Source organism: Streptomyces griseoluteus (assembly GCF_004784465.1).
GTDB lineage: Bacteria > Actinomycetota > Actinomycetes > Streptomycetales > Streptomycetaceae > Streptomyces > Streptomyces griseoluteus.
On the sequence record NZ_SRRU01000001.1, the window covers coordinates 614422 to 629720 of the forward strand.

Sequence of the window (15299 nt, forward strand, 5' to 3'; positions counted from 1 at the left end):
CAGACAACCCGACCGTCACACCCGTCACGCGCGCGGGGGCGCCCCCGGAGATCCGGTGGGCGCCCCCGCACGCGTAAGCGGTACGCGAATCGGGCGGCTCAGTCGGCGAACGTCGCCGCCAGCGCCTCCGCCAGCCCCGGCACCAGGTCCGGACCGGTCAGCACCTCGGTCGCCGCATCCTTCTCCCGCAGCCTGATCGCCGACTCGCGGTTGCCGTCGCGCAGCACCGCCACCGTCATCCGCACCTCCTGGCGCTCCGGACGCGCGGCCACCCACTTGGCCAGCTCGGCGTCGCTGAGCCCCTGCGGGACCTGAGTGTCGACGGACGAGGGGAGCATCAGGCGCTCCACGGTGAGCGCGCAGCCGACCACCGCGTCCGGCCAGGCGATGGTGGCCAGGAACTCGTCGAGCGCCTTGTCGGCAGGCACCTCGTCCTGCTCGATCGGGGTGAAGCCGGTGGCGCCGGTCTCCTCGTCCAGGCCGAGCTGGGCCGCGAGAGAGGGTTCCTGGGTGCGCAGACGCGCGGTGTCGACGAGGGCGAAGAGGCGGGCCGGCTGGTCCCAGCCGAGGCCGGACGCGTACTCGTCGATCTCGAGTACGGCCCGGGTGAGCGGGCTCGCCGCCATGGGAGTGTTGGACATGGTCACAATCCTGCCTCGTTCCTGGCCGAAATCGGGAACCGAGTAAACCGTGAGTAAGTTGCATAGGTGGGGGCCCACGATCACAGGGGGCCACCAAGGACCCGCGAACACGAGGGTCTGACGGATCGACAGCGACTTCGAGGTGCGCACCTTGGCTTTCCAGATGCCGGACCGCGGCGGAGGCCCGACGGGGCCACGGATCAGGGCGGGCCGTCCGTCCCGGCGGGTGAGGACCCTGCTCGTGACCCTGGGCGTCCTGGCCGCCCTCGGCATGGCCTTCACCATGTTCGCCGGCTTCTGGACGGACTGGCTCTGGTACCGGTCGGTGCACTACTCGTCGGTCTTCACCACCACCCTGTGGACGAAGATCGGGCTGTTCTTCGTCTTCGGTCTGCTGATGGCCCTCGCGGTGGGCTTCAACATCTGGCTCGCGCACCGGATGCGGCCCCCGCTGAGCGCCATGTCGATGGAGCAGCAGAGCCTCGACCGGTACCGGATGGGGATCGCGCCGTACAAGACCTGGCTGCTGCTCGCCGTCACCGCGCTGGTCGGCCTCATCGCCGGCGCCTCGGCGGCCGGGCAGTGGCGGGTCTGGCTGATGTGGGTCAACGGCGTGCCGTTCCACCAGAAGGACCCCCAGTTCCACCGGGACGTCTCCTTCTACGCCTTCGACCTGCCCTGGTACCGCTTCCTGCTGGCCTTCGGCTTCGCCACGGCCATCCTGTCGCTGATCGCCGCCGCGCTCACCCACTACCTGTACGGCGGACTGCGCGTCACCAGCCCCGGCTCGCGCGCCTCGGCCGCCGCGACCGGTCATCTCTCAGTGCTGCTCGGCGTCTTCGTCTCCCTGAAGGCCGTCGCCTACTGGCTCGACCGGTACGGACTCGCCGTGAAGTCCAGCGACTTCCGGGCGACCGGCAACTGGACGGGTCTGCGCTATGTGGACGCCAACGCCTATCTGCCCGCCAAGAACATCCTGTTCTTCATCGCCGTCATCTGCGCGCTGCTGTTCTTCGCCACCCTGTGGCGGCGCACCTGGCAGCTCCCCGTCATCGGCTTCGGCCTGATGGTGCTCTCCGCGGTCCTGATCGGCGGCCTCTACCCGGCCATCGTGCAGAAGTTCCAGGTCCAGCCCAACGAGCAGGCCAAGGAAGCCCCGTACGTCCAGAAGAACCTCAAGGCGACCCGCGAGGCGTACGGCATCGACCACACCCAGGTCAGCGAGTACTCCGGCAGGGCGGCGACGGACGACAAGACCAAGCTGCGCGACCAGGTCGGCCAGACCGCCAGCATCCGCATCATGGACCCGAACGTGGTCTCGCCCACCTTCCAGCAGCTCCAGCAGATCCGGAACTACTACGGCTTCCCGACCAACCTGGACGTCGACCGGTACCCCACCAAGGACGGCAAGGAGCAGGACACCGTCCTCGGCCTGCGTGAGCTGAACCTCGACGGCATCCCGAAGAACAACTGGATCAACGACCACTTCCGCTACACCCACGGCTACGGCGTGGTCGCCGCCAAGGGCACCGAGTCCGACGACAAGGGCCGCCCGGTCTTCACCGAGAAGAACCTGCCCTCCAAGGGCGACCTCGGCGAGTACCAGCAGCAGGTCTACTACGGCGAGAAGACCACCACGTACTCCATCGTCGGCGGCCCCCAGAAGGAGATCGACTACTCCGACGACCAGGGCGAGAAGACCACCAGCTACCAGGGAAAGAGCGGCGTCAACCTCGACAACCCGCTCAACCGGGCGGCGTACGCGGTGGCGTTCAACGAGCCGCAGATCCTCTACTCCGGGGCGATCGGCGACGGTTCGCGCATCCTGTACAACCGCACCCCCAAGGACCGCGTCGAGTCCGTCGCGCCCTGGCTGACCATCGACGGCGACGCCTACCCGGCCGTGGTGGACGGGCGCATCCAGTGGATCGTCGACGCCTACACGACCAGCAACGGCTACCCGTACGCCTCGCGCACCACGCTCGGGGACACCACGGCCGACTCGCTGACCGCGACCAACAACTCCCGTGCGGTGGTGGCCCAGCAGAACCAGGTCAACTACATCCGCAACTCCGTCAAGGCGACCGTCGACGCCTACACCGGTGACGTGAAGCTCTACCAGTGGGACTCCGCCGACCCGGTGCTCAAGACGTGGATGAAGGCGTTCCCGGACACGGTGAAGCCCCGCTCGGACATCAGCCCGGAGCTGATGGCCCATCTGCGCTACCCCCAGGACCTGTTCAAGGTCCAGCGCGAGCTGCTCACCCGCTACCACGTGACCAACGCGCAGACGTTCCTCAGCGGCAGCGAGGTGTGGCAGGTCCCGGACGACCCGTCCAACGACTCGCGCGACTCGGTCCCGCCGTACTACCTGAGCATGAAGATGCCGGACCAGAAGCAGCAGGTCTTCTCGCTGACGACGACCTTCACGCCGAACGGCCGGGACAACCTGAGCGCGTTCATGGCCGTCGACTCCGATCCGCGCGCCAGCGACTACGGCAAGATCAGAATCCTGAAGCTGCCGACGAGCACCACGGTCGACGGCCCCAAGCAGGTGCAGAGCCAGTTCAACTCCGAACCGTCCATCGCCGAGACGATCAGCCTGCTGAGCCGGGGTCACTCCCAGGTGGAGTACGGCAACCTGCTCACCGTCCCGCTGGACGGCGGCCTGCTGTACGCGGAGCCGGTGTATGTGCGCGGCGGCACGCTGAAGTACCCGCTGCTGCGCAAGGTGCTGGTGACCTACGAGGGCCGGACCGCCTTCGAGGACACCCTGGACCAGGCGCTGGACAAGGTCTTCGGGGTCAAGGGCTCCAAGCCGCCGGAGTCCGGCACCACCGAGCCGCCGGCATCCACCAGCCCGACGGTCCGCCAGGCCCTCCAGGACGCCCAGAAGGCGTACGACGCGGGCCAGGAAGCCCTGAAGTCCGGCCCGGACTGGGACGCCTACGCCAAGGCCCAGAAGGACCTCCAGGACGCGCTCCGGAAGGCCGAGGACGCCCAGTCCGCGGCGGACAAGCCCCGGACCAGCGGCGACTGACCGGACCCGCCCCCGCGCCGTGCTAGGGTTGTACACACAACGGCGCGGGGTGGAGCAGCTCGGTAGCTCGCTGGGCTCATAACCCAGAGGTCGCAGGTTCAAATCCTGTCCCCGCTACTGAAAACGAAGGCCCGGATCTCATCGAGATCCGGGCCTTCGTGATGTACGAACTCATGTGCTGCGTGTTTCATCGGCCGCGCCGCCGCCCGGAGTTGGGCCAACTGTGTTTGACTTGTCTCTCTGTGGGCATGTCGACAAAACGCTGAAGTGACCTCACGGGCTGCGGTACACCGGGTGTACCCAGGTTGCAGGTGGTGCGACGATGGACGTTATGGGGGACAAGGCAACTCTGTTCGAGACAGGGCGATTTGTGCAGCCTTCGGGTGAGGAACCGTCCCGCGACGTGGACGAGGTGGGGGAGGACGCCGAGGAGGTGCGCCTCGGAATGGCGGCGCGCACCGGCGACGCCGAGGCCGCCAGCATCCTCGGGGCCATGCTGCTGCGCCGCGGCGACCTCGACGCCGCCGAACCCCAGCTCCGTGCCGCCGCGTCCGCCGGCGACCGGCCCGCCGCCAACAACCTGGGCGTCCTGCTGCACCAGCGCGGGTACGCCGACGAGGCCGCCGACTGGTGGCGGATCGCTGCCGTCGCCGGCTCGGCTGCCGCCGCGCACGCGCTCGGCCGCCACCACCGCGAGCGCGGCGACGAACCCGCCGCCGAGTACTGGCTGCGCCAGTCCGCCGAGCAGGGCCATGTGCTCGGCGCCTACGCCCTCGCCGACCTGCTGGAGCACCGCGGCGACTCCCGCTCCGCGTACTGGATGCGCGCCGCCGCCGAGCGCGGCCACCGCGAGGCCGCCTACCGGCTCGCCCGCTCCCTGGACGGCGGCGACGCCGAGCCCGGCATGGGGCGCGCGGAGGAGCCCGGCACCACGGAGGCGTCCACCGAGGCGGAGCAGTGGTACCGCCAGGCCGCCGCACGCGGCCACCGCCGGGCCGCGCTGCACCTGGGCGCCATCCTGGAGAAGCGCGGCGAGCTGAAGGAGGCCGGGCGCTGGTACCTCACCTCGGCCAAGGACGGCGAGGCCCGCGCCGCCTGCGCGCTCGGCTTCCTGCTGCGCGACGCCGGGGACATCGAGAGCGCGGCCGTGTGGTGGCTGCGCGCCGCCCAGGACGGCGACGGCAACGCGGCCAACGCGCTGGGCGCCCTGCACGCCGAGCGCGGCGAGACCCAGACCGCCGAGCGCTGGTACCGGGCCGCGCTGGACGCCGGGGACGACAACGGCGCCTACAACCTCGGGCTGCTCTGCGCCGAGCAGGGCCGTACCGCCCAGGCCGAGCAGTGGTACCGGCGCGCCGCCTACGCCGGGCACCGGGAGGCGGCGAACGCGCTGGCCATCCTGCTGCTGCGGGGCGGCGACACCAGCGGCGCCGAGCCCTGGTTCTCCAAGGCCGCCGAGGCCGGCAGCGTGGACGCCGCGTTCAACCTGGGCATCCTGCACGCCGGCCGCGACACCGAGCGGGACAACGAGGCCGCGGTGCGCTGGTACGAGCGGGCGGCGGCCGCCGGGCACACCGAGGCCGCCCTCCAGGTCGGCATCGCCCGGCTGCGCGAGGGCGACGAGCAGACCGCCGAGCGCCATCTGCGGTGCGCGGCCGGGGGCGGCAGCGCGGAGGCCGCGTACCGGCTGGCCACCGTGCTGGACGCCCGCCGCCCGCCGGAGCCCGCGCACGAGCTGGGCGAGAGCGTGCACGACAAGACCGAGTGCGAGGAGTGGTACGAGCGGGCCGCCGGCCAGGGCCACCGGCGCGCCCAGGTGCGGGTCGGGATGCTGGCGGCGGCGCGCGGTGACGTGGTCGAGGCGGCGCGCTGGTACCGGGCGGCCGCCGAGGCCGGGTCCCGCAACGGCGCCTTCAACCTGGGGCTGCTGCTGGCCCGCGAGGGCAGCGAGCCCGAGGCCGCCGTGTGGTGGACCCGGGCAGCCGACGCCGGGCACGGCCGGGCCGCGCTGCGCCTGGCCCTGGTGTACGCGCGCCGGGGCGAGCTGGCCGAGGGGCAGCGCTGGGCGGCCCGCGCGGTGGAGCTGGGCCCCAAGGAGGTCGGCGAGCGGGCGGCCAGGCTGCGGGACGCGCTGCGCGAGGAGCTGTCGGCCTGAGCTGGGCGGACGGGGCGCGGGAGAATGGATTTGCCTCGGCGGCCGTGGGTCCCGTAGTGTCGTGTTCACCGACGCGGGGTGGAGCAGCTCGGTAGCTCGCTGGGCTCATAACCCAGAGGTCGCAGGTTCAAATCCTGTCCCCGCTACTGAAGGCCGAGGGCCGGAATCCGATTGGATTCCGGCCCTCAGTCGTGTGCGGGGGGGGCTTCGTCAGGCGGCGGCGCACTCCGGGCACAGGCCCCGGTAGGTCACCTCGACGTCCGAGACGGCGAAGCCGAAGCGCTCGGTGTCGGGGAGGTCGGTGAGCGGGTCGCCGGTGGGGTGCACGTCGCGGATCGCGCCGCAGCGGGAGCAGACCAGGTGATGGTGCGGGTGGTGCGCGTTGGGGTCGTACCGCTTGGCGCGGTGGTCCGTGCTGACCTCCAGCACCTCGCCGAGCGAGACCAGCTCGCCCAGGGTGTTGTAGACGGTCGCGCGGGAGATCTCCGGCAGCTTCGCCACGGCGCGCGCGTGAACCTCGTCGGCCGTGAGGTGGACGTGCTCGCCGTCCAGCACCTCGGCCACCACTCGGCGCTGCGAGGTCAGCCGCCATCCGCGTCCACGCAGCCGGTCCAGAAGGTCACTCATGGCAGCCAGCGTAACAGCAGGCCGAACAGATCCCGAACAAGTGTGAGTTTGGAATCCCAGCAGGGTTGGACACAGTCCAACCCTGCTGGAGGGCTTCAGAGAGCTGGTTCGGGGGCGCGGGCCGGGGCCCAGCAGCGGATGATGTCGCGGACCGAGACGATGCCCGCGGGCTCGCCCCGGTCCAGCACGACCAGGTGCCGGAAGCCGCCGTGCGTCATGGCGCTCGCGGCCTCGCGCAGGGTCCACGCCGGGGTGGCGAAGACCACGGACGTGGTGGTGTGGGCCTGGGCGGACTCCGCGTCCGGGTCCTGGCCGAGGCCGACGGAGTTGAGGATGTCCCGCTCGGTGAGGATGCCGATGCCGCCCGCGTCCGGGTCGAGCACCACGGCGGCGCCGACCCGGCGGGCGGACATCAGGGCGGCGGCCTGGCGGAGGGTGTGGGCGGGGCCGATGGTGAGGACCACCGTGCTCATGGCGTCTTTGACGAGCGTGGGGGGTGATGCGGGGGCGGGAACGAGCATGGGCTTCAGCCACCTCCTGCGGAACCCGTGCCGCACAAGCACGGATTCACGAATTCACAAGTGAGGGAGGCTTCAGAGTGACAGGTAAAAGGGAGGTCAACAAGAGGGCGCGCGTGGCCCGTCGAGGGCGCGCGGTGCCGGCGGGTGCGCTCAGTCGCCGAGGCGTCCCAGCAGCGCGTCGTGCAGCAGGCCGTTGGAGGCCGCCGCGTTGCCGCTGTGCGGGCCCGGACGGCCGTCGAGGCCGGTGAAGGTGCCGCCCGCCTCGGTGACGATGATCGCGTTGGCCGCCATGTCCCACAGCGAGAGTTCCGGCTCCGCGCACATGTCCACCGAGCCCTCCGCCACCATCATGTAGGGCCAGAAGTCGCCGTACGCGCGCGTGCGCCACACCTCGCGGGACAGCTCCAGGAAGCCGTCGAGCCGGCCGCGCTCCTCCCAGCCGGTGAGCGAGGAGTAGGCGAAGGAGGCGTCGGCCAGGTCGCTCACCCCGGAGGCGTGGATACGGCTCGCCGAGGTCAGGCTGCGTCCGGTGAACGCGCCGTGGTCCTTGGCGGCCCACCAGCGGCGGCCCAGCGCGGGCGCCGAGACCAGGCCCACGACCGGGTGGAACCCGCCGGGACCCGCCTCCATCAGCGAGATCAGGGTCGCCCACACCGGGACCCCGCGCACGTAGTTCTTGGTGCCGTCGATCGGGTCGATCACCCAGCGGCGCGGGCCCGAGCCCTCGGCGCCGTACTCCTCGCCGAGCACCGAGTCACGGGGGCGGGCGCGCTGGAGGTGGTTGCGGATCAGCTCCTCGGCGGCCTTGTCCGCCTCGCTGACCGGCGTCATGTCCGGTTTCGTCTCGACCTTCAGGTCGAGGGCCTTGAAGCGCTCCATGGTGGTCGCGTCGGCGGCGTCGGCGAGGACATGGGCGAGGCGCAGATCGTCGAGATAGTCCGGCATGTCACGACCGTATCGGCCGCCGGTGTCCGGAAGCCACCGGGGGGAGCGCGGGCGCGGCGTACGGCGCGCCGGCCGAACCACGCCCCCGGTACGCCCCCGGACCCTTGACAGCGCCGGCGGGCGAGTCAAATCTAAGCGCCACAGCTCGCCCCAGGGAGGCGAAGATGCCCGCAGCCCGCGAATCGCTGCTGGACGCCGCAGGCAGAGCACTCGCCCAGCGGCCGTGGTCGACGGTACGGATGGTCGACGTGGCGGCGGCCGCCGGAGTGTCCCGGCAGACGCTCTACAACGAGTTCGGCAGCAAGGACGGCCTGGCCCGGGCCCTGATGCGGCGCGAGGCCGACGGCTACCTCGCCGGAGTGGACCGCGCCCTCGCCACCCACGCCGGCCCCCGCGACCGGCTCGCCGCCATCGCCGAATGGACCGCCACCGCCGCCCGCGGCAACGCGCTGCTACGGGCCATGCTCACCGGAAGCTGGACCGAGCGGCTCCCCGAGCCCGCCCGCCCCGGCCTGCCCTCCACCTCCACCGTGCCCGCGCAGCGCCGGGCCGACGGGCCGCTGCCCGCACCCGGAGACTTCCTGCGGATGGTGCGCGAGAGGGCCGTGGCCGTCCTCGCCGCACCCGGCACCCCCGCGTCCGACACCGCCCGGCTGGCCTTCGCCTGCGAACTCGCCATCCGCCTCGGCCTGTCCTGCGTGGCGGCCCCGCCCGACGAGGGCGGCACGACGGCGCTCGTCCACCACGCCCTGCACCGGGACTTCGACGGCTAGTGCGCCGACCCTGACAGCTGGAGACCGATCACCCCGACGATCACCAGGGAGATGGAGACGATCTTCAGGGTGGAGACCAGGTCGCCGAGGAAGACCATGCCGTAGATCGCCGTGCCCGCCGCGCCGATGCCGGTCCACACCGCGTAGGCCGGGCCGACGTCGAGCTTCTTCAGGGCGAGGGTCAGCAGGCCGAAGCTGCCGAGGGCGAAGGAGGCGAAGGCGATGGTCGGCCAGAGCCGGGTGAATCCGTGGGACAGCTTCAGGCACACGGCGAAACCGGTCTCCAGAAGCCCGGCGACGATGACCAGCAGCCACGCCATGCGCTGTCCTCCCCTAAGGTCTGTCTTCCGGATCTTGCCGGGGTCGCGGGCCCTGGCACGCACATCTGCGGCGTTGTCGTCGGTTGCCGACGCTCCGCGTCGACGCCCTCCTCCGCCTTGCAGCCGCACGCACCAGACCCCGCTCGGGTCAGCCGAGAGGCGCCCTCGGCCCGAGCCGGCCTGATCCGGAAGAAAGACCCTTGGTCCGGATCCCCGGCTCGGTGCGATTATGCACTTACCGAACACGCACCCCGGCAAACCACGCGAGCCTCAGTCGCCCTCCCTGCGCTCCCTGGTCGCCAGCAGCCGGCGCAGCGAGTACAGCCGGGCCTGGCGCGCGTGCCCCTCGGCCACCCAGGCGTCCAGCGCGCAGTCCGGTTCGTCGTGGCTGCACGCGCGCGGGCAGCCGGCCGTCCCCGGCACCAGGTCCGGGAAGGCGTTGATCACCCGCGAGGGGTCGATGTGCGCCAGCCCGAAGGACCGCACGCCCGGTGTGTCGACCACCCAGCCGCTGCCGTCGCCGAGGGGGAGCGCCAGCGCGGACGTCGTGGTGTGCCGGCCTCGGCCGGTCACCGCGTTGACGTGTCCCGTCGTACGCCGGAGATCCTCCGGCACCAGCGCGTTGACCAGGGTGGTCTTGCCGACGCCCGAGTGGCCGACGAACGCCGTTGTCTTCCCGTCCAGCTGCTCGCGGACCCGGTCGGCCGCGTCGCCGTTCTCCAGCTCCTCGCGGCTGGTCACCACATAGGGGATCTCCAGGTCGCCGTACAGCTCCAGCAGCTTGTCCGGGGAGGCCAGGTCCGACTTGGTCATGACCAGCAGGGGCTCCAGGCCGCCGTCGAAGGCCGCGACCAGACAGCGGTCGATCAGCCGGGGGCGCGGCTCGGGGTCCGCGAGGGCGGTGACGATGGCGAGCTGGTCGGCGTTGGCCACCACCACACGCTCGTAGGGGTCGTCGTCGTCGGCGGTGCGGCGCAGCAGGGAGGAGCGCTCCCCGATGCGCACGATCCGCGCGAGGGTGTCCTTCTGGCCCGACAGGTCACCGACCAGCGAGACCCGGTCGCCCACCACGGCCGCCTTGCGGCCCAGCTCGCGGGCCTTCATGGCGGTGATCGTCCGCCCCTCGACCAGGCAGGTCAGCCGGCCCCGGTCGACGGTGAGGACCATGCCCTCCGCCGCGTCCTCGTGCTTGGGCCGGATGTTCGTCCGCGGGCGGTTGCCCTTGCGGTTGGGACGCGTGCGGATGTCGTCCTCGTCGGTGTGCTTGCCGTAGCGGCGCATGATCTCGTCCCGCCCGTCAGTTACCGAGCATCCCGGCCCACAGCTCGGGGAAGTCCGGGAGGGTCTTCGCCGTCGTCGCCACGTTCTCGATCCGCACCCCCGGCACGGCCAGGCCGATGATCGCGCCCGCCGTCGCCATCCGGTGGTCGTCGTAGGTGTGGAACACACCGCCGTGCAGCGGGCGCGGGCGGATGTGCAGGCCGTCGGCGGTCTCGGTGACATCGCCGCCGAGTTCGTTGATCTCCTTGGTGAGCGCGGCCAGCCGGTCCGTCTCGTGCAGCCGGAGGTGGGCCACACCCCGCAGGGTGGAGGGGGAGTCGGCTAGGGCGGCGACCGCCGCGATGCCGGGGGTCAGCTCGCCGACGTCGCCCAGGTCCACGTCGATGCCGTGCACCGCGCCGGAACCGGAGAACACCAGCCCGTACTCGGTCAGCTCGCAGGAGCCACCCATCTCGGTGAAGATCTCCCGCAGCCGGTCACCCGGCTGGGTGGTGCGCTCCGGCCAGTCCGGGATGGTCACCTTGCCGCCGGTGACCAGGGCGGCCGCCAGGAACGGCTGGGCGTTGGACAGGTCCGGCTCGACCGTCAGGTCCCGGCCCAGCAGCGCGCCCGGCGTCACCCGCCACACGTTCGGCTCCCCGCCGGACTCCGGGGTGTCCACCTGGGCGCCGACCGCGCGCAGCATGTCCACCGTCATCCGGATGTGGGGGAGCGAAGGCAGGGTCGCGCCGGTGTGGCGGACCTCCACACCCTGGTTGAAGCGCGGCGCGGACAGCAGCAGCGCCGAGACGAACTGGGAGGACGAGGACGCGTCCACCGACACCGGGCCGCCCTCCAGCGCCCCGCCGCCGTGCACGGTCAGCGGCAGCGCGCCGCGGCCGTCGTCGTCGATCCGGGCGCCCAGGACCCTGAGCGCGTCGATGACGCCGTGCAGCGGGCGCTCGTAGGAGCGGGGGTCGCCGTCGAAGCGGACCGGCCCGTCGGCCAGCGCGGCGACCGGCGGCAGGAAGCGCATGACCGTGCCCGCGTTGCCCACGTCCACCGTGGCCGGACCGCGCAGCTCCGTCGGCAGCACCCGCCACGCCTCGCCGGAGCCGTCCGGGCCGACGCCCTCCTCGATCTCCACGCCCATCGCGCGCAGCGCCCCCGCCATCAGCAGGGTGTCCCGCGACCGCAGCGGACGGCGCAGCCAGCCCGGCTCGGAGGCGAGGGCGGCCAGCACCAGGGCCCGGTTGGTGACCGATTTGGAACCGGGCACGTGGACCGTCGCGTCGACGGCCCCGGTCGCGTGCGGGGCGGGCCAGAGGGCGGTGTGAGCGGGGTTCACGGTCATGCGCCCCACTTTAGTGGCTGGGACCGCACCCAGATCTTGATCGAACCCGCCCGGCGGCGGCTCAGAGCCGCAGCAGCCACTGCCCGCCGCCGATCAGCGAGCACAGCGACACCGCGTGGAACAGGAACAGCCACAGCCCGGCCGGCACATGGGTGAGCCGGGACAGCTGGTCCGCGTCCGAGTCCCCGGCGCCGCCCCGCCTGCGCTTGGCCTGCAGCTCGAAGGGCGGACGCACCCCGCCCAGCAGCAGGAACCACACCACCGCGTACGCGAACGCCGCCTGCACCTGCGGTCCGGCCAGCCACGACACCAGCAGGAAGGCCCCGCCGGTCAGCACCACGGTCAGCACCCCGTAGGCGTTGCGGATCATCACCAGCATCGCCAGCAGCAGGGCGGTCGCCACCCACAGCAGCAGGGTGATGCGCCCGGCGGCCAGCAGCGCGGCCCCGCCGAGCCCGAGCAGCGAGGGCGCGGTGTAGCCCGCGGCGGCCGTCAGGATCATGCCGAGCCCGTACGGCTTGCCCCGGCTGACCGTGAGGCCGCTGGTGTCGGAGTGCAGCCGTATCCCGGTCAGCTTCCGGCCGGTGACGAGCGCGATCAGTCCGTGGCCGCCCTCGTGCGCGATGGTGATCGCGTTCCGGGCCACCCGCCACACCGGGTGCGGGGCGACCACGGCGAGCGCGGCGGCCAGGGTGGCGAGGACCACCCACAGGTCGGGACCGGGCTGGGTGCCGCTGAGCCGGTCCCAGAGGTCGGGCAGCGCGGTGGTGGTGTTGCTGTCCATGTCTGCGGGTGGCTCCCTGTCGTCGGACGGACTCTGGCACTGTGGCTGGTATGTGCGGAAGGTATGCGGCCAGTCGTAGCCCAGAGGATCTCGCGGGAGTCTTCGACATCGAGGCGGGGGTCCCCCCTGCCCCCGCGGAAGGGGGTGACCGTACCCCGGAACCCGAGGAGACCCTGGCACCGGACTACAACGTGGCCCCGACCAAAGAGGTCTACGCGGTCCTGGACCGTCCGCTGAAAGACGCCGCCGACCGGCGTCCGGTTCGCCAGCTGCGCCGGCTGAAGTGGGGACTGGTGCCGTCCTGGGCCAAGACCCCCGAGGGCGCCGCCCGGATGATCAACGCCCGCGCGGAGACCGTGCACGAGAAGCCGGCCTACCGCCGCGCCTTCGCCGCCCGCCGCTGCATCCTGCCCGCCGACGGCTACTACGAGTGGGTCACCGGGGAGCAGGAGCGCGATCTTGAGGTCGAGGGCAAGAAGAAGAGGGCGCGCAAGCAGCCGTACTTCGTGACCCCCGCCGACGGCTCGGTGTTCGCCATGGCCGGGCTGTACGAGTTCTGGCGCGACCGGACCCTGCCCGACGACCACCCCGGCGCCTGGTGGGCGACCTGCTCGGTGATCACCACCGAGGCCGAGCAGGGCCCGCTGGCTGTCGCCCCCGCCGAGGGCCCCGGCTCGCTCGCCGACATCCACCCCCGGATGCCCCTGATGCTGACCCCGGACCGCTGGGACGCCTGGCTGGACCCCGCCCGCACCGACCCCGAGGAGCTGCGGGAGCTGCTGGCCCCGCCGCCCGGGGGTCTGATGCGGGCCTACCCGGTGTCGACGGCCGTCAGCAATGTCCGCAACAACGGCCCGGAGCTGCTGAAGGAGCTGGAGGGGCCGGAGGAGGGCACACTCTTCTGATGTGAGCCCCACTTCCGCCGATGTGACCGAGACCGTAGAGACCGAGGCTGGGACCGCGCGTGTCACCTGGCACCACGCGCCCGACCCCCGTCTCGTCCTGGCCGTCGGCCACGGCGCCGGGGGCGGCATCGAGGCCCGCGACCTCCAGGCGCTCGCCGCGGCCCTGCCCGCGCACGGGGTGAGCGTCGCCCTGGTCGAACAGCCCTGGCGGGTGGCGGGGCGCAAGGTCGCCCCGGCCCCGAAGACGCTGGACACCGGCTGGCGGGGCCTGTGGCCCGCGCTGACCCGGCCCGGCCTGCCGGTGATCTCCGGCGGCCGCAGCGCGGGCGCCCGCGTCGCCTGCCGCACCGCCACCGGGCTGGGCGCCCACGCGGTGCTCGCGCTGAGCTTCCCGCTGCACCCGCCGGGCAGGCCGGAGAAGTCCCGCGCCGGGGAACTGCTCGGCGCGGGCGTGCCCACGCTCGTCGTCCAGGGCGGGAACGACCCCTTCGGCCGCCCCGAGGAGTTCCCCGAGGGCGGCTTCGAGATGGTCGGGGTGGACTACGGGGACCACTCTTTCGCGGTGCCGAAGCGGGCCCCCGTGACGCGAGAGGCCGCGCTGGAGACCGTGACGGACGCCGTCACCAGGTGGGCCGCGTCACTCGGGTGACTGTCGGGAATGCCGGACGGGGCATCGCTGTTGTGCCGGACAGAAGTACTGGAGCGCCGGTGAGGCGTCGTCGCGGGAGAGGGAGTCAGCCGCATGGGTTCGACCGCATGTCCGAGTCGCAGCAGCCGTACTGACCTGGACTGGACGGTGCTGCACGCGGCCAAGACCGCTCCGATTCGAGCGGCGGCGGGTACGGGTCGTGTTCTATCCTCCGAAACGAGTGGGGTCGGTCTCGGCCTCGCGCGGGAACTTGAGGAGGTGGGTCCGGTCACCGGTACCGACGCAGGGGCCGGCAACGGCCAGGCGGAGCAGCCCGAGGGCCAGGGCGTGAGCGCGGGGACGGGCGCGGAGAGCAGCACGGAGCGCAGCGCGCGCTTCGAGCGGGACGCGCTCGAATTCCTCGATCAGATGTATTCGGCAGCGCTGCGCATGACGCGCAACCCGGCCGACGCCGAGGACCTGGTGCAGGAGACGTATGCCAAGGCGTACGCCTCGTTCCACCAGTTCCGCGAAGGCACCAACCTCAAGGCGTGGCTGTACCGGATTCTCACCAACACCTTCATCAACTCGTACCGCAAGAAGCAGCGGGAACCGCAGCGCAGCGCGGCCGAGGAGATCGAGGACTGGCAGCTGGCGCGCGCCGAGTCGCACATGTCGACGGGGCTGCGCTCAGCCGAGTCCCAGGCGCTGGACCACCTCCCGGACTCGGACGTGAAGTCCGCGCTCCAGTCGATCCCGGAGGAGTTCCGCATCGCGGTCTACCTCGCGGACGTAGAGGGCTTTGCGTACAAGGAGATCGCGGACATCATGGGGACACCCATCGGTACGGTGATGTCCCGGCTGCACCGGGGCCGCCGTCAACTGCGCGGCATGCTGGAGGACTACGCGCGCGAGCGCGGCCTGGTCCCCGCGGGCGCCGGAGAGTCGAACGAAGCGAAAGGCTCGGGCTCATGAGCTGCGGAGAGCCGCACGAGACGAACTGCAGTGAGGTCCTCGACCATCTGTACGAGTTCCTCGACAGCGAGATGCCGGACGTCGATCGCGACAAGTTCCAGCACCACTTCGAGGAATGCCATCCGTGCCTGGAGAAGTACGGTCTGGAGCAGGCCGTCAAGAAGCTGGTCAAGCGGTGCTGCGGACACGACGACGTCCCGGCCGACCTGCGCGCCAAGGTCATGGGCCGGATCGAGCTGATCCGCTCCGGCGGCACCGTCCCCGAGCATGACGTGACCGCGGCCACCCGGGAGAGCTGACCGCCGCTTCCGTCACCCGAACGTGCTAATCCCACCGGACCAGCCCCCGCCCTCCCCGTACCCCGTCCTACG

Annotated in this window: 15 protein-coding genes and 2 tRNA genes; 9 read left to right on the forward strand and 8 right to left on the reverse strand. The window is 71.9% G+C overall.

Translation table 11 applies throughout. The features are described from left to right. Positions 1-98: 98 nt before the first annotated feature. Positions 99-647 (reverse strand): PPA1309 family protein, encoded by a 549-nt coding sequence (locus tag E5082_RS02990; protein ID WP_135789710.1) that lies wholly within the window; start codon positions 645-647, stop codon positions 99-101. Between the two features lie 157 nt (positions 648-804). On the opposite strand from E5082_RS02990, the gene E5082_RS02995 reads away from it, so the two are divergent. The 4 genes from E5082_RS02995 (at position 805) to E5082_RS03010 (ending at position 5982) form a co-directional block, all read left to right on the forward strand. Continuing rightward, a complete protein-coding gene (locus E5082_RS02995) occupies positions 805-3681 on the forward strand; it encodes a UPF0182 family membrane protein (protein ID WP_229918902.1) in 2877 nt (958 codons plus the stop codon). A gap of 43 nt (positions 3682-3724) precedes the next feature. After that, positions 3725-3798 (forward strand) — tRNA-Met (locus E5082_RS03000). 205 nt (positions 3799-4003) lie between these two features. Beyond that, positions 4004-5836, forward strand: coding sequence for a tetratricopeptide repeat protein (locus E5082_RS03005; RefSeq protein WP_190045317.1), 1833 nt, complete (start codon positions 4004-4006; stop codon positions 5834-5836). 72 nt (positions 5837-5908) lie between these two features. After that, a tRNA-Met gene (locus E5082_RS03010) sits at positions 5909-5982 on the forward strand. Between the two features lie 64 nt (positions 5983-6046). Here E5082_RS03010 and E5082_RS03015 read toward each other — a convergent pair. The 3 genes from E5082_RS03015 to hisN all read right to left on the reverse strand — a co-directional run bounded on the left by E5082_RS03015 (position 6047) and on the right by hisN (position 7929). Then, positions 6047-6463, reverse strand: a complete 417-nt coding sequence (locus E5082_RS03015; RefSeq protein ID WP_135789712.1) for a Fur family transcriptional regulator — start codon at positions 6461-6463, stop codon at positions 6047-6049. A gap of 95 nt (positions 6464-6558) precedes the next feature. Next, the gene (locus tag E5082_RS03020) at positions 6559-6936 is read right to left on the reverse strand and encodes a CBS domain-containing protein (protein ID WP_229918888.1); all 378 of its coding nucleotides are present in this window, start codon (positions 6934-6936) and stop codon (positions 6559-6561) included. A gap of 198 nt (positions 6937-7134) precedes the next feature. After that, positions 7135-7929 (reverse strand): histidinol-phosphatase, encoded by a 795-nt coding sequence (hisN, locus tag E5082_RS03025; RefSeq protein ID WP_135789714.1) that lies wholly within the window; start codon positions 7927-7929, stop codon positions 7135-7137. A 164-nt stretch (positions 7930-8093) separates the two neighbouring features. On the opposite strand from hisN, the gene E5082_RS03030 reads away from it, so the two are divergent. Beyond that, the gene (locus E5082_RS03030; protein WP_135789715.1) at positions 8094-8702 is read left to right on the forward strand and encodes a TetR/AcrR family transcriptional regulator; all 609 of its coding nucleotides are present in this window, start codon (positions 8094-8096) and stop codon (positions 8700-8702) included. Here the strand turns inward: E5082_RS03030 and E5082_RS03035 are convergent. From E5082_RS03035 to E5082_RS03055, 4 genes are all read right to left on the reverse strand, one after another. Then, positions 8699-9022 (reverse strand): DMT family transporter, encoded by a 324-nt coding sequence (locus E5082_RS03035; protein WP_086693118.1) that lies wholly within the window; start codon positions 9020-9022, stop codon positions 8699-8701. The genes E5082_RS03030 and E5082_RS03035 overlap by 4 nt on opposite strands. 270 nt (positions 9023-9292) lie before the next feature. Next, positions 9293-10303 (reverse strand): ribosome small subunit-dependent GTPase A, encoded by a 1011-nt coding sequence (rsgA, locus tag E5082_RS03045; protein ID WP_135789716.1) that lies wholly within the window; start codon positions 10301-10303, stop codon positions 9293-9295. 16 nt (positions 10304-10319) lie between these two features. Continuing rightward, positions 10320-11636: a 3-phosphoshikimate 1-carboxyvinyltransferase gene (aroA, locus tag E5082_RS03050; RefSeq protein ID WP_135789717.1), complete on the reverse strand. Its 1317-nt coding sequence runs from the start codon at positions 11634-11636 to the stop codon at positions 10320-10322. Positions 11637-11697: 61 nt separating this feature from the next. Beyond that, positions 11698-12420 (reverse strand): M50 family metallopeptidase, encoded by a 723-nt coding sequence (locus tag E5082_RS03055; protein WP_030807418.1) that lies wholly within the window; start codon positions 12418-12420, stop codon positions 11698-11700. A 50-nt stretch (positions 12421-12470) separates the two neighbouring features. On the opposite strand from E5082_RS03055, the gene E5082_RS03060 reads away from it, so the two are divergent. The 4 genes from E5082_RS03060 to rsrA all read left to right on the forward strand — a co-directional run bounded on the left by E5082_RS03060 (position 12471) and on the right by rsrA (position 15227). Then, positions 12471-13325 (forward strand): SOS response-associated peptidase, encoded by an 855-nt coding sequence (locus E5082_RS03060; RefSeq protein WP_135789718.1) that lies wholly within the window; start codon positions 12471-12473, stop codon positions 13323-13325. Positions 13326-13347: 22 nt separating this feature from the next. After that, positions 13348-13974 carry an alpha/beta hydrolase family protein gene (locus tag E5082_RS03065; RefSeq protein ID WP_135790117.1) on the forward strand — a complete coding sequence of 209 codons (627 nt, stop codon included), beginning with the start codon at positions 13348-13350 and terminating at the stop codon, positions 13972-13974. Between the two features lie 258 nt (positions 13975-14232). Beyond that, the gene (sigR, locus tag E5082_RS03070) at positions 14233-14928 is read left to right on the forward strand and encodes an RNA polymerase sigma factor SigR (RefSeq protein WP_190045316.1); all 696 of its coding nucleotides are present in this window, start codon (positions 14233-14235) and stop codon (positions 14926-14928) included. Continuing rightward, positions 14925-15227, forward strand: a complete 303-nt coding sequence (rsrA, locus tag E5082_RS03075) for a mycothiol system anti-sigma-R factor (RefSeq protein WP_135789720.1) — start codon at positions 14925-14927, stop codon at positions 15225-15227. Before sigR ends, rsrA begins: the two co-directional genes overlap by 4 nt. Positions 15228-15299: the final 72 nt, after the last annotated feature.

Excerpts from the sequence above, each read along its gene's own strand:
- E5082_RS03020 (WP_229918888.1), bottom strand. The coding sequence starts at position 6,936 with ATGAGCACGGTGGTCCTCACCATCGGCCCCGCCCACACCCTCCGCCAG.
- E5082_RS02995 (WP_229918902.1), top strand. The coding sequence starts at position 805 with ATGCCGGACCGCGGCGGAGGCCCGACGGGGCCACGGATCAGGGCGGGC.
- E5082_RS03015 (WP_135789712.1), bottom strand. The coding sequence starts at position 6,463 with ATGAGTGACCTTCTGGACCGGCTGCGTGGACGCGGATGGCGGCTGACC.
- hisN (WP_135789714.1), bottom strand. The coding sequence starts at position 7,929 with ATGCCGGACTATCTCGACGATCTGCGCCTCGCCCATGTCCTCGCCGAC.
- E5082_RS03005 (WP_190045317.1), top strand. The coding sequence starts at position 4,004 with ATGGACGTTATGGGGGACAAGGCAACTCTGTTCGAGACAGGGCGATTT.
- E5082_RS03030 (WP_135789715.1), top strand. The coding sequence starts at position 8,094 with ATGCCCGCAGCCCGCGAATCGCTGCTGGACGCCGCAGGCAGAGCACTC.
- E5082_RS03055 (WP_030807418.1), bottom strand. The coding sequence starts at position 12,420 with ATGGACAGCAACACCACCACCGCGCTGCCCGACCTCTGGGACCGGCTC.
- rsrA (WP_135789720.1), top strand. The coding sequence starts at position 14,925 with ATGAGCTGCGGAGAGCCGCACGAGACGAACTGCAGTGAGGTCCTCGAC.
- rsgA (WP_135789716.1), bottom strand. The coding sequence starts at position 10,303 with ATGCGCCGCTACGGCAAGCACACCGACGAGGACGACATCCGCACGCGT.
- aroA (WP_135789717.1), bottom strand. The coding sequence starts at position 11,636 with ATGACCGTGAACCCCGCTCACACCGCCCTCTGGCCCGCCCCGCACGCG.
- E5082_RS03035 (WP_086693118.1), bottom strand. The coding sequence starts at position 9,022 with ATGGCGTGGCTGCTGGTCATCGTCGCCGGGCTTCTGGAGACCGGTTTC.
- E5082_RS03060 (WP_135789718.1), top strand. The coding sequence starts at position 12,471 with ATGTGCGGAAGGTATGCGGCCAGTCGTAGCCCAGAGGATCTCGCGGGA.